This is a genomic window from Brevundimonas vesicularis, from assembly GCF_900445985.1.
GTDB lineage: Bacteria > Pseudomonadota > Alphaproteobacteria > Caulobacterales > Caulobacteraceae > Brevundimonas > Brevundimonas vesicularis_D.
Genome location: NZ_UAQP01000005.1, coordinates 1,127,492 through 1,148,922, shown reverse-complemented (window position 1 = coordinate 1,148,922; position 21,431 = coordinate 1,127,492). Strand labels below are relative to the sequence as shown.

Sequence of the window (21,431 nt, the reverse complement as noted above, 5' to 3'; positions counted from 1 at the left end):
AACGCATGTCGAAAAAGCCTGCCCGTGCGCGCCGCCTGCTGGAGCGGGTCCGGCACGCCCGTCATCCGCTGCGCGGTTGGCGGCGATGGGCGGTGATTGCGGGGCGGGGACTGGTCGGCTTCGTCGCCCTGTTCGCCGTCGTCAATCTGGTGCTCAGCCTGTCGACGTTCCGGGGCGAAGACCCCTTGGCGCGGACGGTTCACGAACTGCGCGTACTATGGTTCAGCCCGCCCGACGGTCAGCCGATGTCGCCGACTGCCTTTCCGACCGTCTATGGTCGCGATCTGGGGCCTGCGCCCGACACCGCCGCCATCCACGCCTATCTGGAGCGCGAAGCGGAGGACGGCGTCTTTCTGCTCGACCACGTCATGGTCGATCGCATCCTGAAGCTGAACGGCCGGATCGATGCGCGCAGCGTGCCGTCGGGCGTCTATGTCGGCGCCCATGCGCTAGGACCGGACGGGATGCCGCTGGTGCCGGTGACCAAGTTCATGGCGCACTATCTGCTGTTTCCGCGCCATGCCTATATTCTGGTCGTGCCGGAAAGCGGGCCGGCCATCGCCTTCTCCGCCAGTCAGAACGCCAAGTTCGGCATCGACATTCATCCCGAACGCCTGTCGGCCGAGATCGCGCCGTTCGATCCGAACGCCTATGACTTTCCCAGCTCGGGCGAGGCGCTGCACGAGATGACCCGCATCACCAATGACCCGGCGCGCGTCGCGACGGCAATCGAGACGTTGAAGGGCGCCCAGGCGCGGCTCGCGCAGGAGGGTCTGACCTACGGCCTTCTGGCGCCCAATTCGAACACGGCGGTCGGCTGCGTGCTGCAAGGCGCCGGGGCGATCACGCAGCAGGCGCGTGCTTCGATCCTTCTGGCCCTGCGCGCGCCGGGGTTTGGCGCATCGTGCGAATAGCGGTCGCGCCGACGGCCTCAACTCGGATATATCCACGCCGATGACCGAGCGACTCTTCCTGCTGAACCCCGACTGGCGCGACGACCAGGGCGGTCCGTGGTTCTGCCCGCCCGGGGCCTATATCGAGGGTGTCCTGGCCTTCTATCCTCAGCTTCGCGACGCGCTCGATGTCGTCTATCTGGACCATCCGCGCCCACGCCAGCCGGTCATCGACCAAGTCGGCGAGGCCCATCAGAGCTGCCCAATCCTGATCCTGGACGGCGAGCTGGATTGGCCCGAGGCCGAGGTCAGCGAAACGACCGGCCGGCGGTTTCTTCAGGATCACGCCATCGCTCCCTATCTGGCGGCCCGCTACGGCGTCGGCCGGCCCCATCCCTAGAGGTCCGTCATGCCCATCGGCGTCTTCACCATGGTCGGCATCTACATTATCGCCTGGTGGACGGTCCTGTTCGCCGTGCTGCCGCTGGGCACGGCCAGCGAGACGCACGAGCCGCCGACCGACGGCTCACAATGGGGCGCGCCCAAGACGCCCAATCTGAAGAAGAAATTCCTGACGACGACCTGGGTCTCGGCCCTGGTCTGGGCGTTCGTCATGGTTCTGATCTTCACGGGCTGGCTGCCGCTGCCGAACTTCGCCAGCGGCCCGGCCGTCTAAACGACGCATCGGCCTAGCTTTCGCCCCGTCCGAGCGGCTAAAGCCTTGTTCCGTCTCTACGCCTAGGATTCCCGACCATGCGCCTGTCGCGCTTTTTCCTGCCCACGCTGAAGGAAGCTCCTTCGGACGCCCAGATCGTCTCGCACCAGCTGATGCTGCGCGCCGGCATGATCAAGCAGGAGGCCGCCGGCATCTACGCCTGGCTGCCGCTGGGTCTGAAGGTGCTGCGCAAGATCGAGCAGATCGTGCGCGAGGAGCAGATGCGGGCCGGGGCCGTCGAACTGCTGATGCCGACGCTGCAACTGGCCGACCTGTGGCGCGAGAGCGGCCGCTATGACGCCTACGGCCCCGAGATGCTGCGTATCACCGACCGTCACGAACGTGAGCTACTATACGGACCGACCAACGAGGAGATGATCACCGACATCTTCCGGGCCTATGTGAAGTCCTACAAGTCGCTGCCGCTGAACCTGTTTCACATCCAGTGGAAGTTCCGCGACGAGCGCCGTCCGCGCTTTGGCGTGATGCGCGGGCGCGAGTTCCTGATGAAGGACGCCTATTCCTTCGACGTGGACGAGGCCGCGGCCCGCGTCGCCTACAACCGCATGTTCGTCGCCTATTTGAACACCTTCGCCCGCATGGGCCTGAAGGCCGTGCCGATGCGCGCGGACACCGGCCCCATCGGCGGCGATCTGAGCCATGAGTTCATCGTTCTGGCTGAAACCGGCGAGAGCGAGGTTTTCTGCGACCGCAAGCTGGTCGAGATGCCCGCGCCCGGCGACGACTTCAGCCCGGAAGCCGTCCAGGCCGTCTTCGACGAACGCACCGCCCTCTACGCCGCCACCGAAGAGATGCACGATCCGGCGCAGTTCGAGGCCAAGACCGCCGAGGGCGACCGCCTGTCGGCGCGCGGCATCGAGGTCGGCCACATCTTCTACTTCGGCACCAAATATTCCGCCCCGATGAAGGCCAAGGTCGCCGGTCCGGACGGCCAGGACGCCGAGGTCCACATGGGCAGCTATGGCGTCGGCGTGTCGCGCCTGCTGGGGGCCATCATCGAAGCGAGCCACGACGCCGGCGGCATCATCTGGCCCGATGCGGTCGCGCCGTTCGACGTGGTCGTGATCAATCTGCGCGCCAATGACGAGGCCGTCTCGGCCGCCTGTGAAGACGCGGTGGCCCAGCTTGAAAAGCTCGGCAAGGACGTCCTCTACGACGACACCGACGAACGTCCTGGCGGCAAGTTCGCCACCGCTGACCTGATCGGCGTGCCGTGGGTGCTGACCATCGGTCCCAAGGGACTGGCGGACGGCGTGGTTGAACTGAAACGCCGCGCCACCGGCGAGAAGGTCTCCGTGCCGCTCGCCGAAGCTATCGAAAGGCTGACCGCTTGAGCCTGCCGTCTCGTCCGTCCGGCGCCTTCTCCTCTTGGGAGATCGGCCTGGCCCTGCGCTACCTGCGCGCCAAGCGCAAGGAAGGCGGCGTCGCCACCATCGCCGTCATCAGCTTCATCGGCATTATGCTGGCCGTGGCCGTCCTGATCAGCGTGATGAGCATCATGTCCGGCTTCCGCAGCGAACTGCTAGGCCGCATGCTGGCCTTCAACGGGCACATGTACGTGCAAGGGCAGGTCCTGACCTCGCCGGATCGCGAAGCCGCCCTTAAGCGCATCCAGGCCGTGCCCGGCGTCGCCAGCGCAAGTCCGCTGAACGAGGCGCAAAGCCTGATCCGCGTCGGCAGCTATACGACCGGCGCCATCGCCAAGGGCATCCGCCCTGAGGATCTGGCCAAGACCCAGTATGTCTTCGACAGCTTAAGCCCGCAGGAACGCGCCAGCTTCGGCAAGGGCCCTTATGGCGGCGACCGCATTCTGGTCGGCGCGGCCTTGGCCAACTCCATGGGCCTGCGCGTCGGCGATCCTGTGACCCTGTATTCGCCGACCGGGGCCGACAGCGCCTTCGGCAACCTCGGCGGACTTGAGAAGACCTATTTCGTCGGCGGCCTATTCCGTTCGGGCGCCGCCGATTACGACCGCGCCTTCATCTTCATGCCTCTGGAGCAGCAGCAGCTCTTCTTCGGCAAGGAAGGGGTCTGGGACGCGATCGAAATCAAGGTCGATGATCCCGATCAGGTCGGCGCCCTGACCGCCGCCATCCGCGACGCGGCCGGTCCCGGCTCGGTCGTCAGCGACTGGCGCGAGCGCCTCGCCGCCTTCTACGGTGCGCTGAAGGTCGAACGCGTGGCCATGAGCATCATCCTGGGCCTCGTCGTCGCCATCGCCGCCATGAACATCATCTCCGGCATCGTCATGCTGGTGAAGAACAAGGGCCGTGACATCGCCATCCTGCGCACCATCGGCGCTAGCCCCTCGGCGATCCTGCGCGTCTTCTTCATGGCTGGCGCCATGATCGGGGTTGCGGGCACCATCGCGGGCCTGATCCTGGGTCTGCTGTTCTGCTGGAACATTGGTTCGATCCAGCATTTCCTGGAGTTCGTCCTGCAGACCAAGCTGTTCGATTCCGACGTCTATATGCTGGACGCCATCCCGGCCCTGGTCGATCCGGTGGACGTGACCTGGGTGGCCTTCTGGTCTCTGTTGATGAGCTGTATCGCCAGCCTGCCGCCGTCCTGGAACGCGTCTCGCATCGATCCCGTGGAGGCGCTGCGCTATGAGTAAGGCTCCCATCCTTTCGGTGCGCGGCCTGACCCGCACCTACGACACCGCCCAAGGCGGCCTGACCGTGCTGAAGGGCGTGGATCTGGACGTCTATCCCGGCGAACTGGTCGGACTGATCGGACCGTCGGGCTCGGGCAAGTCGTCGCTGCTGCACGCCGCCGGCCTGTTGGAGAAACCCACCAGCGGCACGGTCGCCATTGACGGCGAGCAGGTCGGCGATCTGGACGAGCGCGCCCGCACACGCCTGCGCCTGGGCCGGATCGGCTTCGTCTATCAGTTCCACCACCTGCTGCCCGAGTTCGATGCGCGCGATAATGTCGCTTTGCCGATGCGGATCGCCGGCGTGTCCCAGGACGAGGCGCGCAAACGCGCCGAGGTCACGCTGACGGCCTTGGGGCTGGGCGAACGCCTGACGCACCAGCCGGCGCAACTGTCTGGCGGCGAACAGCAGCGTGTCGCGATCGGCCGCGCGCTGGCCAACGGCCCACGCCTGCTGCTGGCCGACGAGCCGACCGGCAATCTGGATCCGACCACCAGCCAGTCGGTGTTCGAGTCCCTGCGCAACCTGGCCAAGACCACGGGCGTCGCCGCCCTGATCGCCACCCACAATATGGAGTTGGCCGGCCATATGGACCGCGTCTTCGCCCTGAAGGACGGTCATCTGGAACAGCGCGAGGCCCAGAGCCACGCCTACTGAGCCACGCCTATCGATCAGCTGACGGCGGCGTCGCCCCAGATCGCTCGGAGGCGTTCGGGGCGGCGGCATCCGATCCGGTAGGCCTGATAGCTGGCGGCGTGGCGTTTGGCGTAGTTCTGGTGCTCCTCGCCCGCTGGCCAGAACCGCTGGGCGCCGACGACCGGCGTGGTGAAGCTCTTTCTCAGCACGCGCATCGCCGCATCGCGCGAGGCGATGGCGTCCGCGCGTTGGGCCGCTGTCGCAAAGACGGCGGATCGATAGGACGGGCCCTGGTCGCAGAATTGACCGTTAGGATCGGTCGGGTCGATGGTGCGCCAGTAGCGGTCGACCAAGGTGCGATAGCTGACGACGCGCGGATCGAAGGTCACCTGCACCGCCTCCATATGGCCGGTGCCGCCGCGCACCACCTGCTCATAGGTCGGGTTGGCGGTATGGCCGCCGACGAAGCCGGACACGGCCGAGCGCACTCCCTGCACGTCGTCGAAGGCCTTCTCCTCCGACCAGAAGCAGCCGCCGGCGAAGATCGCGGTCTGAAGCGCCGTCTGCGCCTCGGCCTGACGGGCCAGGGGCGCGCCGAACGCCAGTGCAGCGACGGTCAAGGATGCAACGGTGGCGAGGGCGGTCGTGCGAAGGGACATGGTCTCATCTCCTGTTGCAATGACTACGACGGCGACCCGCAATCGGTTTCACCGAGAACGACTTGACCGGAACAAAACGCCAACATAGAACATTAGCAGAACATATCGGATGTCTCGGAGCCAAGGTCATGCCGCGTTTGATGAGGGATATGCTGTCGCTGGCGTCGTGCGGCGGTTTCGTATGGATGGTCTGGACCGTGGCGATCAGCGTCACCGCCTGAGATCAGACGAGCTAGACACTTTAGACGGTGTTTTTTCTTGGAACGTCTAAAGCCAGCGATCCACAGCCGATCCGTCGGACGGCCGGTTTGCGATGGCCGCGCGCCGCCCGATATGAGACTCAGGTTAGAGTAGGGCTCTTCAGAGGGCCGGGGTCGAAGAAGGCGTGAACGAGCTGGTGAACAGTCAGGGTTTTGTCCATCTGCGGGTCCGCTCGGCCTATTCGCTGCTGGAAGGCGCGATCAAGGCGGCCAAGGTCGGCAAGCTGGCGGCCGACGCCGGAATGCCGGCGGTTGGGGTGGCGGACCGGGCCAATCTGTTCGGCGCGCTGGAGTTCAGCCAGACGGCGAAGGATGCGGGCGTTCAACCGATCGTGGCCTGCGCCCTGCCGGTCTTCGGGATCGGCGGCCAGATCAACGCCCGCTGGGCCAAGGTTCCGACCGTGGTTCTGCTGGCCCAGGATACAGCCGGGTGGTTGAACCTGTGCGCCTTGTCGTCTTCCGCCTATCTGGACGCCGGAGAAATGGCCGAGCCGGGCGTGGCCTGGGAGCAGGTGGTCGCCCGCTCCGAAGGCCTGATCCTGCTGTCCGGAGGCCCGGACGGCCCGGTCGATCCGCTGTTCGCCCAAGGCAAGAAGGCCGAAGGCGCCGCTGCTCTGGCGGCGATGAAGGCGGCGTTCGGCGACCGCTTCTACGTCGAGCTGCAACGCCACGGGCTGGAGGACGAAAAGCGCGCCGAGCCGGGGCTGGTCGAATGGGCCTACGCCAACGACGTGCCGCTGGTCGCTACCAACGACGTCTATTACGCCAAGGCGGGGCAGGCGAAGTCCCACGACGCCCTGCTGTGCATCGCCGACGGCGCCTTCACCGGCCAGGAGGATCGCCGCCGCATCACCGGCGAACACTGGTTCAAGCCCGCCGCCGTCATGCGCGAGCTGTTCGCCGACCTGCCCGAGGCTTGCGACAACACCATCGACATCGCGCGGCGCTGCGCCTTCCTGGTCAATACGCACGCGCCCATCCTGCCGCGCTTCGATACCGGCGCCGGGCGCTCCGAGGCCGATGAACTGGCCCACCAGGCGCGCGAGGGGCTGAAGGTCCGCCTGACCGAGGTCACGCCGGCCGTGCCCGAAGAGGAATACTGGACCCGCCTGGAATGGGAGGTCGGGATCATCCAGCAGATGGGCTTCCCCGGCTACTTCCTCATCGTGTCGGACTTCATCAAATGGGCCAAGACCCACGGCATTCCCGTGGGGCCGGGGCGGGGCTCCGGCGCCGGTTCGCTGGTCGCCTGGTCCCTGACCATTACCGATCTGGACCCGCTGCGGTTCGGCCTGCTGTTCGAACGGTTCCTGAACCCCGAACGGGTCTCCATGCCCGACTTCGACATCGACTTCTGCCAGGAGCGGCGCGAAGAGGTGATCGACTATGTGCAGGACCGCTACGGCAAGGACCGGGTGGCCCAGATCATCACCTTCGGCACCTTGCAGGCGCGGGCCGTGCTGCGCGACGTGGGCCGGGTGCTGCAGATGCCGTTGGGTCAGGTCGACCGGCTCTGCAAGATGGTGCCGAACAACCCGGCCGCGCCCGTCACCCTGGCCCAGGCCATCGACATCGAGCCGCGCCTGAAGGAGGCGCGAGACGCCGAGCCGGCGGTGAAGACCTTGCTGGAAACCGCGCTGGAGCTGGAGGGGCTATACCGCAACGCCTCGACCCACGCCGCTGGCATCGTCATCGGCGACCGGCCGCTGACGGAACTGGTGCCGCTGTATCAGGATCCGCGTTCCACCATTCCGGCGTCTCAGTTCAACATGAAGTGGGTCGAGCCGGCGGGTCTGGTGAAGTTCGACTTCCTGGGCCTGAAGACGCTGACGGTGCTGGATCGGGCGCGGGGCTATCTCGAACGGCGCGGTGCAGCCAAGGACTGGAACAGCCTGCCGCTGGACGATGCGCGCACCTATGAACTGATGGCCTCTGGCCAGACGGTCGGGGTGTTCCAGCTGGAATCCCAGGGCATGCGCGACACCCTGCGCAAGATGCGCTGCGGCTCCATCGAAGAGATCACCGCCCTGATTTCGCTCTACCGGCCGGGGCCGATGGAGATGATCGACACCTATATCGACCGCAAGTTCGGGCGCGCCGAGGTCGATTACCTGCATCCCAGCCTGAAAGAGGTGCTGACCGAGACCTACGGCGTCATCATCTACCAGGAACAGGTGATGAAGATCGCCCAGATCCTGGCGGGCTACAGCTTGGGCGAGGCCGACCTGCTGCGCCGGGCCATGGGCAAGAAGAAGAAGGAGGAGATGGATTTCCAGCGCCTTCGCTTCGTCAAGGGCGCCGCCGAAAAGGCCGTGCCGGAATCGCAGTCCGGCTCCATCTTCGACCTGGTCGCCAAATTCGCCGGATACGGCTTCAACAAGTCCCACGCCGCCGCCTACGCCCTGATCTCGTTCCAGACGGGGTGGCTGAAGGCCAATCAGCCGGTCGAATTCTTCGCGGCGTCCATGAGCCTGGACTTGTCGAACACCGACAAACTGGCGGTCTTCTATCAGGATGCCAAACGGTTCGACGTGCCGGTCCTGGCGCCCGACATCAATCGCTCTTCGGCCGACTTCGACGTGGCCTGGGACGACGACAAGGGGGCGGTGCTCTACGCCCTGGGCGCGATCCGAAATGTCGGTCTCGAGGCGATGAAACACGTCATCGAGGTGCGCGAGACGGGCGGGCGGTTCGCCGACATCTTCGACTTCCTCGAGCGCGTCGATCCGCGCAGCGTGAACAAGCGCGCACTTGAAGGTCTGGCCAAGGCCGGCGCCTTCGACAGCATCCACCCCAACCGGCGGCAGTTGCTGGAACAGGCCGACGTTCTGATGGCCTATTGCCAGAGCGTGGCGGCCGAACGCGCCTCATCGCAGGTGTCGCTGTTCGGCGGCGACCAGGCCCATGCCGCGCGCCCGCGTCTGAAGAGCGTCGAACCCTGGGTCGGTCCGGAGCGGCTGGATCACGAACTGTCGGCTGTCGGCTTCTATCTGTCGGGCCACCCGCTGGACGAGATGACCTCAGCCCTGAAGCGCAAGCGCGTCACCTTCGTCGCCGAAGCGATTCCACTGGCGGAGTCGGGTCACGAAGCGTTCCAGATGGCGGGCGTCGTGCGTCGCAAGCAGGAGCGGGCCAGCGCGCGGACGGGCGAGAAGTTCGCCTTCGTGACCTTCTCGGATCCAACCGGCGAGTTCGAATGCCTGTTTCCGCCCGAACAACTGCGCAAATGCCGCGAGGTGCTGGAGCCCGGCGCCTCGGTGATGGTGCGGGTGCGCGCCAAGTCGTCGGAGGGGGAGGTGCGCTTCTTCGGCGACGACGCCTCGCAAATGGACAATCTGCTGGACGACGCCAACATCGGCCTTCGCATCCATGTCTCGGCCCGCAGCGCGGACGCCGAAGCGTTGAAGGCGCGGCTTGAGCGCGCGCGGTCGGGCGCGATCGGCAAAGGCGGCGAAGTCTCGCTGATGATCGCGGGTCTCGATCAGGGCCGCGAGGTCGAGGTCAAGATTCCCGGCCGCTACCGCCTGGACGGCGCGTTGCGCGGCGCGCTGAAGTCGGCGCCCGGCGTCGTCATGTTGGAGGACGCCTGATGTCGGTCGCCGCATTGATTTTTGGCCTGGCTTTGGCCGGGGCTGGTCCCTCGGCCGCTGCAGTCCCACGCCCCCTTGCTTCAATGGAAAACCAGACCATGTCCCACGCTGTTGGAACCTTCGAGGTCCAGATGACACCCGTCGAGGCCGACGCCGCCTCACCCGCCGGAGCGCCGGGCCGGATGCGCCTGTCCAAGACCTTTCACGGAGATCTGGAAGGCGAGGGCGCCGGCGAGATGCTTGGCCTTCTGAACAATGGCTCTGGCGCCTATGTCGCGATGGAACGCGTGTCGGGGGTGCTCGACGGACGACGCGGCGCCTTCACCTTGGTCCATCGAGGCGTCATGGAGGCGGGCAGCCAGGATTTGCTGATCACCATCGTTCCCGGTTCCGGCGAAGGCGATTTGGCGGGGATTGCGGGCGTCTTTCATCTGAAAATCGAGGGCGGCGTTCATCGCTACGATCTGGAATACAAGCTTCCCTAGCGGTCGACCGTGAGCCCCGGATCAATGGTCAAGCTTTTGATTTTTTGGGAACCTCACGGGCGCGTGATGGGTTTGGCCAGTCCATAGGGAGACTGTTCCAATGAAATATCTCGCCATCGCCAGCGTCGCCTCGCTGGCCCTTCTCGCCGCCTGCAACCAGGGTGGCGACAGCGCCGCCCAGAACACCGGCGAAGCGGTCAACGCCACCCAGGACGCCACGTCCGGCGTCGTCGGCCAGACCTCGGCCATGACCATGGGTGCCAACACCGTCGACGGTTTCGTCACCGGCCTGGGCACCGGCAACATGTATGAGCTGGAAGCCGCCAAGATCGCCGCCGCCAAGTCCAAGAATGCGGACGTGAAGGCCCTGGCCGCCATGATCACAAAGGATCACACCGCCGCCAGCGAGAAGCTGTCCGCCGCTCAGGCGACCGCAGCCCCGAACGTCGCCATTCCCACGACGTTGGACGAGCGCCGCAAGGGCCTGATCGACAATCTGAACGCCGCGACGCCGGACGACTTCGACAAGGTCTATCTGGATCAACAGGTCACGGCTCACAACGAGACGCTGACGCTGCTGAACGGCTTTGCCGATAACACCGAAGCGCCGGCTCTGGCGACTCTCGCGCGCGAACTGGTGACGCCGGTCACCGCGCACCGCGACCGCGCCCGAACCCTGCTGGACGCGATGAAGTAAAAGCAACCGTCGCGTTGCTGACCAAAGGCGGTCCCGAAAGGGGCCGCCTTTTCCGCATTTGCAGGGCTGCGCTTGCTATTGCGGCCCATCCGGCCTACATGGCCCCCGCATTTCGCAACGCGGGAGAGGCGCGCTTCGGGGAGACATCCCGATCCGCACCATTCCGAGGGTCTTCAGACCTTTAATCCCCCGCGCCACGTTTGATCGGAAAAAGGACTGAACGATCATGGCTCTGCCTGAATTCTCGATGCGCACCCTGCTTGAAGCCGGCGCCCACTTCGGCCACCAGACGCACCGCTGGAACCCGAAGATGGACCGCTACATCTTCGGCTCGCGCTCGAACATCCACATCATCGACCTGTCGCAGACGATGCCGCTGTTCCACCAGGCTCTGGTGGCCGTGCGCGAAGTCGCCGCCAAGGGCGGTCGCGTTCTGTTCGTCGGCACCAAGCGCCAAGCCGCAGAGCCGGTCGCCGAAGCCGCCAAGCGCTGCGCCCAGTACTACATGAACAACCGTTGGCTCGGCGGTACGCTGACCAACTGGCGCACCGTGTCGGGCTCGATCGCTCGTCTGCGTGAGCTGGAAGGCATTCTGGAAAACGGCGGCGAAGGCCGCGTCAAGAAAGAGCTGCTGAACCTGCAGCGCGAGAAGGACAAGCTTGAGCTGTCGCTGGGCGGCATCAAGGACATGGGTTCGATCCCGGACATCATGTTCGTGATCGACACCAACAAGGAAGCGATCGCGATCCAGGAAGCCCGCAAGCTGAACATCCCGATCATCGCCATCCTGGACACCAACTCGGACCCGGACGGCATCACCTATCCGGTCCCCGGCAACGACGACGCCGCCCGCGCTATCCAGACCTACTGCGACCTGATCGCCGACGCCGTCCTGGACGGCCTGGCCGCCGGCGCTTCGGCCTCGGGCATCGACCTGGGCGCTTCGGAAGCCCCGGTTGAGCCGATGCTGCGTGAAGCCTCGGCCCCCAAGGCTGAAGCCGAAGCCGCGCCGGCCGGCACGGAAGGCGCCGCCGCCGAACTGGAAGCCGCTGCTGAGCCGGCTGCTGAAACCGAGAAGGCCGAGGGCTGATCGCCCGCCGGGCGGCGTTCGCGTTCTTGAGCGCCGCCTGACGAACTGACACACGGCCGGGCTAAATCAGTCCGGCCGTTCCCACATACGAAATCCCCCAAGGAGAAGAACATGGCCGAGATCACTGCCGCCCTCGTGAAGGAGCTTCGCGAGCGTTCGGGCGTCGGCATGATGGACTGCAAGAAGGCGCTGGTCGAAAACGACGGCAACATCGAAGCAGCAATCGACTGGCTGCGCGCCAAGGGCCTGTCCAAGGCCGCCAAGAAGGCCGACCGCGTCGCCGCTGAGGGTCTGGTCGCCGTCGCGTCGAAGGAAGACGGCAAGGGCGAAGTCGCCGCCGCCATCGAGTTCAACGCCGAAACCGACTTCGTGGCCCGTAACGAGCTGTTCCAGAACGCCGCCAAGTCGTTCGCCCAGCTGGGTCTGGAGCACCATTCCGTCGAGGCCCTGCACGGCGCCGAACTGGAAGCCGGCAAGACGGTCCAGGACGAAGTGACCAACATGATCGCCACCATCGGCGAGAACATGCAACTGCGTCGCGCCGCCCGCCTGTCGGTGTCGGAAGGCGTCGTTTCGACCTACGTCCACAACGCGGTTTCGCCGGGCGTCGGCCGTATCGGCGTGCTGGTCGCGCTGGAAGGCGAGGGCGACAAGACCGCGCTTCGCGAACTGGGCCGTAAGATCGCCATGCACGTCGCCGCCACCGCGCCGCTGTCGCTGAACACCGACGACCTGGACCCCGCCGCCATCGAGAAGGAACGCACCGTTCTGACCGAAAAGGCCAAGGAAGAAGGTCGCCCGGAAGCCATGATCGCCAAGATCGTGGAAGGTCAGATCAACAAGTTCCAGAAGGACGTGGTGCTGTCCAAGCAGCCGTTCGTCATGGATCCGGACGTGACCATCGAACAACTGGTCGCCAACTCGGCCACGGAACTGGGCTCCTCCAATCTGCACCTGGCCGGCTTCGTCCGCCTGGCGCTGGGTGAAGGCGTCGAGAAGGTCGAAGGCCCCGACTTCGCGTCGGAAGTCGCCTCCATGATGGGCGGCAACTAAAAAACATTCCCCTCATTCGTGAGGGTTTTGTATCAGAAGGGCGCGTTCGGCTTTGATGGCCGGCGCGCCTTTCGTCTATAAGAAGCCGCCTGATTCAATGGCGCCGCAGTCAAACGGACCTTCCCGCATGCCCGACGCCCCCTCGACCTTCCGCTACAAACGCGTCCTGCTGAAGGTTTCGGGCGAGGTGCTGATGGGCGACCAGTCGTTCGGCGTCGACATGAAGACCGTCGATGCGGTGGCCAAGGCCGTCGCGGACGTCGCGGCCGAGGGCGTCGAAATCTGCCTGGTCATCGGCGGCGGCAACATCTTCCGCGGTCTGTCCAAGGCGGCGGCCGGCATGGAGCGCGCCCAGGCCGACTATATGGGCATGCTGGCGACGATCATGAACGCCCTGGCCATGCAGTCGGCGCTGGAGAAGATCGGCGTCTCGACCCGCGTGCAGAGCGCCATTCCGATGGCGGCCATCGCCGAACCCTACATCCGCCGTCGCGCCCTGCGGCACCTGGAAAAGGGCCGGGTCGTGATCTTCGCCGCCGGCGTGGGCGCACCGTTCTTCACCACGGACTCGGGCGCAGCGCTGCGTGCGGCCGAAATGGGTTGCGACGCGCTGCTGAAGGGCACCAGCGTGGACGGGGTCTATACCGCCGACCCGAAGAAGGATCCCGACGCGACGCGTTACGAGACCCTGTCCTATCAGGATGTTCTGGCCAAGGATCTGCGCGTCATGGACGCCTCAGCCATCGCCATGATGCGCGACACGGGCATACCGATCGTGGTCTTCTCCATTCGGGAAGACAATTCGCTGCGCCGGACCCTGACCGGCGAAGGCACGTTCACGGTCATTCAGGACGTCGCCTGAACGTTCGCCTGACCAGGAAAGACAAGAGAGACCAAGACCATGGCAAAGCCTGACCTCAAGACCTATCGCGACCGCATGGATCGCTCCGTCGCCGCACTGAAGGAAGAGTTCAGCGGTCTGCGCACCGGCCGCGCCAACGCCGGCCTGCTGGAGCCCGTGCGGGTCGAAGCCTACGGCTCGGCCTCGCCGCTGACCGCCGTCGCCGCGATCAGCGTGCCCGAGCCACGCATGATCAGCGTTAGCGTCTGGGACAAGGGCATGGTGGTCGCCGTCGAAAAGGCGATCCGCAACGCCAATCTGGGCCTGAACCCGATCGTGGACGGCCAGACCCTGCGCATTCCGGTGCCGCCTCTGACCGAGGAACGCCGCAAGGACCTGGTCAAGCTGGCCGGCAAATACGCCGAGCAGCAGAAAATCTCGGTTCGCAACGTCCGCCGCGACGCCAACGACGACCTGAAGAAGGCCGAGAAGGCCGGCGAGATCAGCCAGGACGAGCAAAAGAAGATGGAGACCGAGGTCCAGAAGGACACCGACGCGGCCATCAAGCGCATCGACGAGACCTTGAAGACCAAGGAACAAGAGATCATGCAGGTCTGAGGCGAAACGGCTGGGTCCGGAAGGGATCGCACGACAGATGACGGCAGACCGCGCCGCGCCTTCAGGCCAAAGCCCAGACAAGCAGGGTCAGGACGGCCCGCGCCACGTCGCCATCATCATGGACGGCAATGGACGCTGGGCGAAGGCGCGCGGCCTGCCGCGGGCCTTGGGCCACCGTGAGGGCGTCCAGGCGCTGAAGCGCACGATCCAGGCGGCGCCAGATCTGGGCATCGATTGCCTGACGGTGTTCGGCTTCTCGACCGAAAACTGGAGCCGGCCTGAGGACGAGGTGTCGGACCTGATGGGGTTGGTGCGGTCCTACGTCGCCAGCGATCTGGCCCGGCTGACCAAGGCCGGCGTCCGGCTGAAGATTCTGGGACGACGCCAGGGACTGCCGGCCGACATCGCCGCCATCATCGAACGGGCCGAGGCCCAGACCGCCCATAACGACCGGTTCCTGTTGCAGGTCGCCTTCAACTACGGCGGTCGCGCGGATCTCGTGGACGCGGCGCGTCGCCATATGGAGCGGGTGCTGGCGGGCGAGACGGTCGAGCCTTTCAACGAAGCGATCCTGACCTCAGGCCTGGCCACGGCGGGCTCGCCGCCGCTTGATCTGATCGTGCGCACGTCGGGCGAGCAGCGGCTTTCGAACTTCCTGTTGTGGGAGGCCGCCTACGCCGAGCTCGTCTTCCAAGACATTCTGTGGCCCGACTACGGCCCGAAGGCGCTGGCTGAGGCGATCTCGGCCTTTGGTCAGCGCGATCGCCGTTTCGGCGGACGTGTGATCGCGCCTGAGCGCGCGACGGCCTGATGGCGGTCAAGGGTCGGGATATCGCCCTCAGGGCTGCGTCCGCCGTCGTGCTGGCGCCCGCCGCCGTCGCTGCGACGTGGGGCGGCGGCGTGTGGTTCCTGGCGCTGATGATCGTCGCCAGCGTCGTCCTGGCGTTCGAATGGGCGGCCATGAGCGCGCCGCATGCACGCCGCGTCATGGGCGGCGCGGTTAGCTTCGGCGTCGTGGCGGCGGTGATCAGCGCCCATTTCGGCGCCATGTCCGTCGCCTTCATCATGCTGGTGTTCGGCGCGGTCGCGGCCGGAGTCTATGCCCGCAGCCGAGGGCAGGAGGCGCTGGATGCCGCCTATGGCGTGCTCTATCTCGGCTGGCCTTCGGTCCTGCTGATCTGGCTGCGCGATGTCGACAGTTTGATCGGGCTGCACTGGACCGTGCTGGTCTTCGCCGTCGCCTGGTCGGCCGACATCGTGGCCTACCTGGCAGGATCCACCTTTGGCGGACCCAAGCTGTGGCCGCGCTTCTCGCCGAACAAGACCTGGTCCGGGTTCATCGGCGGCGTTGCGGCCGGCGCGGTTGCGGGCGCCGTCATGACGGCCTGGGTCAATATGGGGGCCTTGAGCGTCGTCTGGGGGGCTGTGCTGGGCTTGGCCGCGGCCTTGGCGACCATGGCGGGAGATCTGTGGGAGTCGGCGCTGAAGCGACGGTTCGGGGTCAAGGATGCGGGCAACACCATTCCCGGCCACGGCGGTCTGCTGGACCGTGTCGATGGTTTGATGTTCGCGGTCGTCGTCGTCGCGGCGGGCCGACTGATCGTCCTGATGCTGGAGCGTGGGGCGTGATCCGGCGTCGCATCACCGTGCTTGGCGCGACCGGATCGGTCGGCGCTTCCACGCTGGACCTGATGGCTCAAGCCGAGGCGACGGGCACAGGCGCGTTCGAGGTCGAGGCCCTGACGGGCGGCTCAAACATCGCCAAACTGGCCGAGCAGGCCAAACGCTGGCGGCCCAAGCTGGCCGTGACCGCCGATCCTGCGCGGTTGGACGACCTGCGCGACGCCTTGTCCGGCACGGACGTCGCTGTCGCCGCCGGCGACGCCGCCATCGTTGAGGCGGCGACGCGACCTGCCGACTGGATCATGGCGTCCATCGTCGGAGCGGCGGGTTTGAAGTCCGCCTGGGCGGCGGCGGGAACGGGCGCGACCCTGGCGCTGGCCAACAAGGAAAGCCTGGTCTGCTGCGGCCCCGCCCTGATCGAACGGGTTAAGCGGGCAGGGGGGCGCTTGATCCCCGTCGATTCCGAGCACTCCGCCATCTTCCAGGTGTTTCCGGCCGAAGCGCCTGAGCGGGTGGCCAAGCTGATCCTCACCGCATCGGGCGGGCCTTTTCGCAAGACGCCGCGCGAGCAGATGGTCGCCATCACGCCGGAACAGGCCGTCGCCCACCCTAACTGGAGCATGGGCGCCAAGATTTCAGTCGATAGCGCCACCATGGCCAACAAGGGCCTGGAGATGATCGAGGCGGCTTATCTGTTCGATACGCCGCAGGATCGGATCGACGTCGTGGTGCACCCCGAATCGATCATCCACAGCCTTGTGGAATATGTGGATGGTTCGACGCTGGCCCAGATGGGACCGCCGGATATGCGCACGCCGATCGCCTGCGCCCTGGCCTGGCCGGATCGGATCGCGTGGCCGGCGCCCAAGTTGGATCTGGCTGCGCTGGGTCGGTTGACGTTCGAAGCGCCCGATCTGACGCGCTTTCCCGCTCTCGATCTGGCGCGTCAGGCCCTGAAGGCGGGCGGCGCGACGCCCGCCGTGTTCAACGCCGCCAACGAGGTCGCCGCCTTCGCCTTCCTTGACCGCAAGCTGGCGTTTCTCAATATTGCCGCAGTCGTCGCCGAAACCCTTGAGCGTGCGACGAAAGCGGGGATGGCTTTCGGTTCTGGAGACGCCTGCGGCGCGGCCCTTTCGGTCGACGCCGAGACGCGTCGAATGGCCGAGAGCGTCATCGCCGGCCTTGCGAATGCGGCCTGACAGCAGGCCAGTGGAGACGATTTTCGAATGCTGGGCGTCCTGGGTCAGGTCCTGATCTCCATCGCCTCGTTCCTGCTGGTGCTGACGTTCATCGTCACCATCCACGAACTGGGTCACTTCCTTGTCGCGCGCGCCTTTGGGGTGAAGGTGGACCGGTTCGCGGTCGGCTTCGGCAAGGCCGTGGCAAGCCGCACAGACCGTCACGGCATCGAATGGCGTCTCGGTTGGCTGCCGCTGGGCGGCTATGTGAAGTTCTCGGGCGATCTGGATGCGTCCAGCGTGCCCGACCGGGCCGGACTGGACGAACTGCGCAGCCGCGTGGTCGCCGAGCGTGGACCGGGCGCCGAGCGTGATTATTTCCACTTCAAGCCGGTGTGGCAGCGCGCCCTGATCGTCGCGGCCGGGCCCATCGCGAACTTCATCCTGGCCATCACCATCTTCGCCGTCGTCTTCATGGCCGTCGGCGTGTCTCTGCGCCCCGCGCGTGTTGCTCAGGTCCAGGCGGGATCGCCAGCCGCCGCCGCCGGTTTCCAAGTCGGAGACCTGATCACCGAGGTGAACGGCAAGGCCATCAAGGACGGAAGCGCGGTCACCCGCACCGTCATGCTTTCGACCGGTGATCCCGTGCGTTTCACGGTCGAGCGCGCCGGGCGTCCTGTCGAGCTGGTCGCAACGCCGGAACGTCGCGAGGAAAACGACCCCATCGCCGGACGCGTCAAGGTCGGCCGCATCGGCCTGGGGCTGGGCTCGTCGGCCGGCGATGTCCGCCACGTGCGCTATGGCCCCGTCGAGGCTGTCGCCGAGGGAGCGCGCCAAACGGCCGACGTCATCGGCTCGACCCTGACCTACCTCGGACGCCTGGCGACGGGCCGCGAGTCGGGCGATCAGTTCAGCGGTCCGTTGGGCATGGCCAAGGCGACGGGCTCGCTGACCACGGCTGCGGTCGAAGCCAATCCAGCGCCGGGCGCCATGGCGATCAACCTGATCCTGACGCTGACAACCTTGGCCGCCATACTTTCGATCGGAATCGGCTTTCTAAATCTGCTTCCCATTCCGGTCCTCGACGGCGGGCATCTGCTTTTCTACGGCTATGAGGCTGTGGCGAAACAGCCTGTGTCGGCGCGGTTCCAAGAGATGGGCTATCGTGCAGGCCTTGCGCTTTTGGCGGGATTTATGTTGTTCGCAACGTGGAACGACCTACAGAAGCTCAATATCTTCCAATTCCTCGGCGGGCTCGTCTCGTGAGCCGACGCCAGCCCCCGACGGTTTCCCGAATGAATGACATGACCTCTCGCGCCGCCGTTCGACTGAGCGCCCGCTCCAGCCTGCTGGCTCTGGCGGTCGCCGCCGGTCTGGGCGCACCCGCGCTGGCCCAGACTGCGCCGGCCCAAACTTCGCCGACTACGACGCCTGCTGCGCCGGCTCGAACGCCGGCCCAAACCCCCGCTCAGAGCGCCACGCCTCAGGCGCCGGCGAGCGCCGCCGAACCGCGTGTCGAGATCGCTGCGCCGCAGACGATCACGATCAATCGCATCATCGTTCAGGGCGCGCAGCGGATCGACCAGACGACGGTCCTGTCCTATCTGCCGATCCGTCCCGGTGATGCGGTCGACGCCTCGGTGCTGGACGTCGCGGTGCGCACCCTGTCGCGCACGGGCCTGTTCGCCGATGTGCAACTGGGCATCCAGAACGGCGACCTGATCGTCCAGATCGTCGAGAACCCGATCATCAACCAGGTGGTGTTCGAGGGAAACAAGGCGCTGTCGAAGGACAAGCTGACCAAGGAAGTGACCCTGGCGCCGCGCGGCATCTATACCCGCGCCAAGGTTCAGGAAGACGTCGGCGCCATCGTCGAACTGTATCGCCTGCAAGGCCGTATCTCCGCGACCGTGACACCCAAGCTGGTCCAACTGGAACAGAACCGCGTCGATGTGATCTTCGAGATCAACGAAGGCCCGCAGACCGGGATCAGCGCCATCAACGTCTTGGGCAACGAGGCGTTTTCGGATCGCGACGTGCGCGGCGTGATGGTCACCGAGAAGTCGACCTGGTGGAAGTTCTTCTCCAACAACGACAATTACGATCCCAACCGCCTGGAATACGATCAGGAGCAGTTGCGGAAGTTCTACACCAATCGCGGCTATTATGACTTCCGCGTGGTGTCCTCGGTCGCCGAGTTGCAGCCGGACGATAAGGCGTTCCAGCTGACCCTGACGCTGAATGAAGGCGACAAGTACAACTTCGGTGAGATCAAGGTCGTCACCCAGAACGACCGGCTGAACGCCGACTTCCTGAAGGCCTTGGTGCCGATCCGGGAAGGGCAGCTGTATGAGAGCGACAAGATCGAGCAGGCCGTCGACGCTCTGACGTTTGCGGCGGGTTCGGCCGGTTACGCCTTCGTCGAGATCAATCCAACTTACAAGGCCAATCCCGAGACCGACACCGTTGATGTGACCTTCAATGTGTCCGAGGGCCAGCGGGTCTACATCGATCGCATCAATGTGGTCGGCAACACCCGCACGATCGACCCGGTGATCCGCCGCGAACTGCTGCTGACCGAGGGAGACGCCTTCAACCGCGCCCTGATGGAGCGCTCGCGCAACAATCTGCGCGCCCTAGGCTTCTTCAAGGACGTGACGGTCGAGGAGACGCGCGGCAGCGCGCCGGATCGTTCGGTCATCAACGTCAATGTTCAGGAGCAGCCCACCGGCGAACTGTCTGTCGGCGCGGGTTTCAGCTCCGTCGACTCCTTCACGGTTAACCTGGGCATCTCGGAGCGGAACTTCCGTGGGCGCGGTCAGAACGTGGTCGCCCGTCTGGAATGGGGTTCGCTGCGCCAGCAGGTCGACTTCCGCTTCACGGAGCCGAAGTTCCTGGGACGTGATCTGCGCGCCGGCTTCGACCTGTTCCACTCGCGCTACGACCTGAGCCAGTATTCGTCGTACGACTATCGCTCGACGGGCGGCGGTCTGCGCCTGTCCTATCCGCTGAACGGCAATATGCTGCTCAGCACGCGCTACTTCCTGAAGTCCGACGAGATCATCGTGCCGGACGGCTATTGTAACGGCGTGGGGCGAGGCTCCTCCGCCCTGTGCGATCAGGTCGGCAGCTTCATCAACTCGTCGGCTGGCTATACGCTGCAGGTCAACTACACCAACGATCCGATCCGCCCGACGCGCGGCTGGGCCGGGTCGCTGCGTCAGGACCTCGCAGGCCTGGGCGGCGATGTGAACTATGTGAAGACCGAGGCTGATGCGAGCTGGTACTACGGCTTCACGCCGAGCTGGATCGTCAGCGTTCAGGGTTCGACCGGCTACGTCAGTGGCTGGAACGGCGACCCCATCCGCATCAATGACCGCTTCTTCAAGGGTGGCAACAGCTTCCGCGGCTTTGAAACCGCCGGTATGGGGCCGCGCGATCTGACCACGACGGATGCCCTGGGCGGCAACTTCTACGCCATCGGCACGGTGGAACTGACCCTGCCGAACTATCTGCCCGAGCAATACGGCATCAAGACCTCGCTGTTCGCCGATGTCGGTACCCTGGGCGTGCTGGACGACCGCTACAAGCTGACGTCCACCGGGACGGTGAACACCAATATCGCCGATGAGCTGTCGCTGCGCGCATCGGCCGGCATCAGCATCCACTGGAAGTCGCCAATGGGTCCGATCCGCTTCGACATCTCCAAGGTTCTGTCCAAGGAAGACTACGACAAGACGGAATCCTTCCGCTTTTCGACCTCCACTCAGTTCTAATCGCGGCTTTTTCGACCGCACGAGGAAACACCATGAAAGCTCTGATCATCGCGGCGACCGCCGCTGCTTCGCTCATCGCCACGGCCGCCTCGGCGCAACAGGCCGGCGCCCCCGCCAATCCCGGCCCGGTGATCCCTGGCGTCTGCGTCTATTACAACGCGCGTCTGCTGGCCCAGTCGTCGGCCGGTCAGGCCGTCGAAGCCCGCATGCAACAGCTGGCCCAGGAAGTTCAGGGCGAACTGCAACCCTACGCCACGTCCATCCAGTCGGACGCGCAGCAACTGCAAGCCTCGGGTTCGAGCCTGCCGGCCGACCAACTGCAACAGCGCCGCCAGGCCCTGCAGCAGCGCGCCCAAGAGGCCCAACAGCTGGAAGCCACCCGCGAAAACGAGCTGCGCTACACCCTGGGCATGCAGCGTCAAGCCATCACCGAGGCTGTCTCGCCGATCCTGACCGCCCTGTATCAGGAGAAGGGCTGCGGCTTGCTGCTGGACCGCGAGAGCGTCTTCATGATGAACCCGGCCATGGACGTCACCGATCTGGCGATCCAGCGCCTGAACACGGCCCTGCCGACCCTGAGCTTCAACCGTATGGCTGTGCCGGCTCAAACGCAGGCGCAACCGGCCGCCGCCCGCTAAT

20 protein-coding genes are annotated in these 21,431 nt (G+C 65.6%); 19 read left to right on the top strand and 1 reads right to left on the bottom strand.

The window, feature by feature from the left end; genetic code table 11:
* Positions 1–5 precede the first annotated feature (5 nt).
* From DT343_RS05720 to DT343_RS05695, 6 genes are all read left to right on the top strand, one after another.
* Positions 6–914: a hypothetical protein gene (locus DT343_RS05720; protein ID WP_112862091.1), complete on the top strand. Its 909-nt coding sequence runs from the start codon at positions 6–8 to the stop codon at positions 912–914.
* Positions 915–954: 40 nt separating this feature from the next.
* Positions 955–1,293, top strand: a complete 339-nt coding sequence (locus DT343_RS05715) for a DUF3088 family protein (RefSeq protein WP_112862090.1) — start codon at positions 955–957, stop codon at positions 1,291–1,293.
* 9 nt (positions 1,294–1,302) lie between these two features.
* The gene (locus DT343_RS05710; RefSeq protein WP_017503976.1) at positions 1,303–1,569 is read left to right on the top strand and encodes a DUF1467 family protein; all 267 of its coding nucleotides are present in this window, start codon (positions 1,303–1,305) and stop codon (positions 1,567–1,569) included.
* Positions 1,570–1,646: 77 nt separating this feature from the next.
* A complete protein-coding gene (gene proS / locus DT343_RS05705; protein WP_112862089.1) occupies positions 1,647–2,963 on the top strand; it encodes a proline--tRNA ligase in 1,317 nt (438 codons plus the stop codon).
* Positions 2,960–4,246 carry a lipoprotein-releasing ABC transporter permease subunit gene (locus tag DT343_RS05700; protein ID WP_082465008.1) on the top strand — a complete coding sequence of 429 codons (1,287 nt, stop codon included), beginning with the start codon at positions 2,960–2,962 and terminating at the stop codon, positions 4,244–4,246. The genes proS and DT343_RS05700 overlap by 4 nt, the downstream gene beginning before the upstream one ends.
* Complete coding sequence (locus tag DT343_RS05695) at positions 4,239–4,943, top strand: ABC transporter ATP-binding protein (protein ID WP_112862088.1); 705 nt, start codon at positions 4,239–4,241, stop codon at positions 4,941–4,943. Before DT343_RS05700 ends, DT343_RS05695 begins: the two co-directional genes overlap by 8 nt.
* Positions 4,944–4,957: 14 nt before the next feature.
* On the opposite strand, the gene msrA is transcribed toward DT343_RS05695, so the two are convergent.
* Positions 4,958–5,581 carry a peptide-methionine (S)-S-oxide reductase MsrA gene (gene msrA, locus DT343_RS05690; RefSeq protein WP_112862087.1) on the bottom strand — a complete coding sequence of 208 codons (624 nt, stop codon included), beginning with the start codon at positions 5,579–5,581 and terminating at the stop codon, positions 4,958–4,960.
* A 385-nt stretch (positions 5,582–5,966) separates the two neighbouring features.
* On the opposite strand from msrA, the gene dnaE reads away from it, so the two are divergent.
* The 13 genes from dnaE (at position 5,967) to DT343_RS05625 (ending at position 21,430) form a co-directional block, all read left to right on the top strand.
* Complete coding sequence (gene dnaE, locus DT343_RS05685; RefSeq protein ID WP_112862086.1) at positions 5,967–9,431, top strand: DNA polymerase III subunit alpha; 3,465 nt, start codon at positions 5,967–5,969, stop codon at positions 9,429–9,431.
* Positions 9,432–9,529: 98 nt separating this feature from the next.
* A complete protein-coding gene (locus tag DT343_RS05680; RefSeq protein WP_220116478.1) occupies positions 9,530–9,916 on the top strand; it encodes a DUF3224 domain-containing protein in 387 nt (128 codons plus the stop codon).
* A 100-nt stretch (positions 9,917–10,016) separates the two neighbouring features.
* Positions 10,017–10,613 carry a DUF4142 domain-containing protein gene (locus tag DT343_RS05675; RefSeq protein ID WP_112862084.1) on the top strand — a complete coding sequence of 199 codons (597 nt, stop codon included), beginning with the start codon at positions 10,017–10,019 and terminating at the stop codon, positions 10,611–10,613.
* Between the two features lie 226 nt (positions 10,614–10,839).
* Positions 10,840–11,703: a 30S ribosomal protein S2 gene (gene rpsB / locus DT343_RS05670; protein WP_017503967.1), complete on the top strand. Its 864-nt coding sequence runs from the start codon at positions 10,840–10,842 to the stop codon at positions 11,701–11,703.
* 111 nt (positions 11,704–11,814) lie between these two features.
* A complete protein-coding gene (gene tsf / locus DT343_RS05665) occupies positions 11,815–12,756 on the top strand; it encodes a translation elongation factor Ts (protein WP_112862083.1) in 942 nt (313 codons plus the stop codon).
* A gap of 127 nt (positions 12,757–12,883) precedes the next feature.
* Complete coding sequence (gene pyrH, locus DT343_RS05660; protein WP_045811327.1) at positions 12,884–13,618, top strand: UMP kinase; 735 nt, start codon at positions 12,884–12,886, stop codon at positions 13,616–13,618.
* Positions 13,619–13,657: 39 nt separating this feature from the next.
* Positions 13,658–14,215, top strand: coding sequence for a ribosome recycling factor (gene frr, locus DT343_RS05655; RefSeq protein ID WP_055809105.1), 558 nt, complete (start codon positions 13,658–13,660; stop codon positions 14,213–14,215).
* A 37-nt stretch (positions 14,216–14,252) separates the two neighbouring features.
* Positions 14,253–15,026: a polyprenyl diphosphate synthase gene (gene uppS / locus DT343_RS05650; protein ID WP_112862082.1), complete on the top strand. Its 774-nt coding sequence runs from the start codon at positions 14,253–14,255 to the stop codon at positions 15,024–15,026.
* Positions 15,026–15,844, top strand: a complete 819-nt coding sequence (locus DT343_RS05645; protein ID WP_112862081.1) for a phosphatidate cytidylyltransferase — start codon at positions 15,026–15,028, stop codon at positions 15,842–15,844. Before uppS ends, DT343_RS05645 begins: the two co-directional genes overlap by 1 nt.
* Positions 15,841–17,037, top strand: coding sequence for a 1-deoxy-D-xylulose-5-phosphate reductoisomerase (dxr, locus tag DT343_RS05640; RefSeq protein ID WP_112862080.1), 1,197 nt, complete (start codon positions 15,841–15,843; stop codon positions 17,035–17,037). The genes DT343_RS05645 and dxr overlap by 4 nt, the downstream gene beginning before the upstream one ends.
* A gap of 27 nt (positions 17,038–17,064) precedes the next feature.
* Positions 17,065–18,282: a M50 family metallopeptidase gene (locus tag DT343_RS05635; protein ID WP_112862079.1), complete on the top strand. Its 1,218-nt coding sequence runs from the start codon at positions 17,065–17,067 to the stop codon at positions 18,280–18,282.
* A gap of 29 nt (positions 18,283–18,311) precedes the next feature.
* Positions 18,312–20,792: an outer membrane protein assembly factor BamA gene (bamA, locus tag DT343_RS05630; protein WP_112862078.1), complete on the top strand. Its 2,481-nt coding sequence runs from the start codon at positions 18,312–18,314 to the stop codon at positions 20,790–20,792.
* Between the two features lie 32 nt (positions 20,793–20,824).
* Complete coding sequence (locus tag DT343_RS05625) at positions 20,825–21,430, top strand: OmpH family outer membrane protein (protein WP_112862077.1); 606 nt, start codon at positions 20,825–20,827, stop codon at positions 21,428–21,430.
* Position 21,431: the final 1 nt, after the last annotated feature.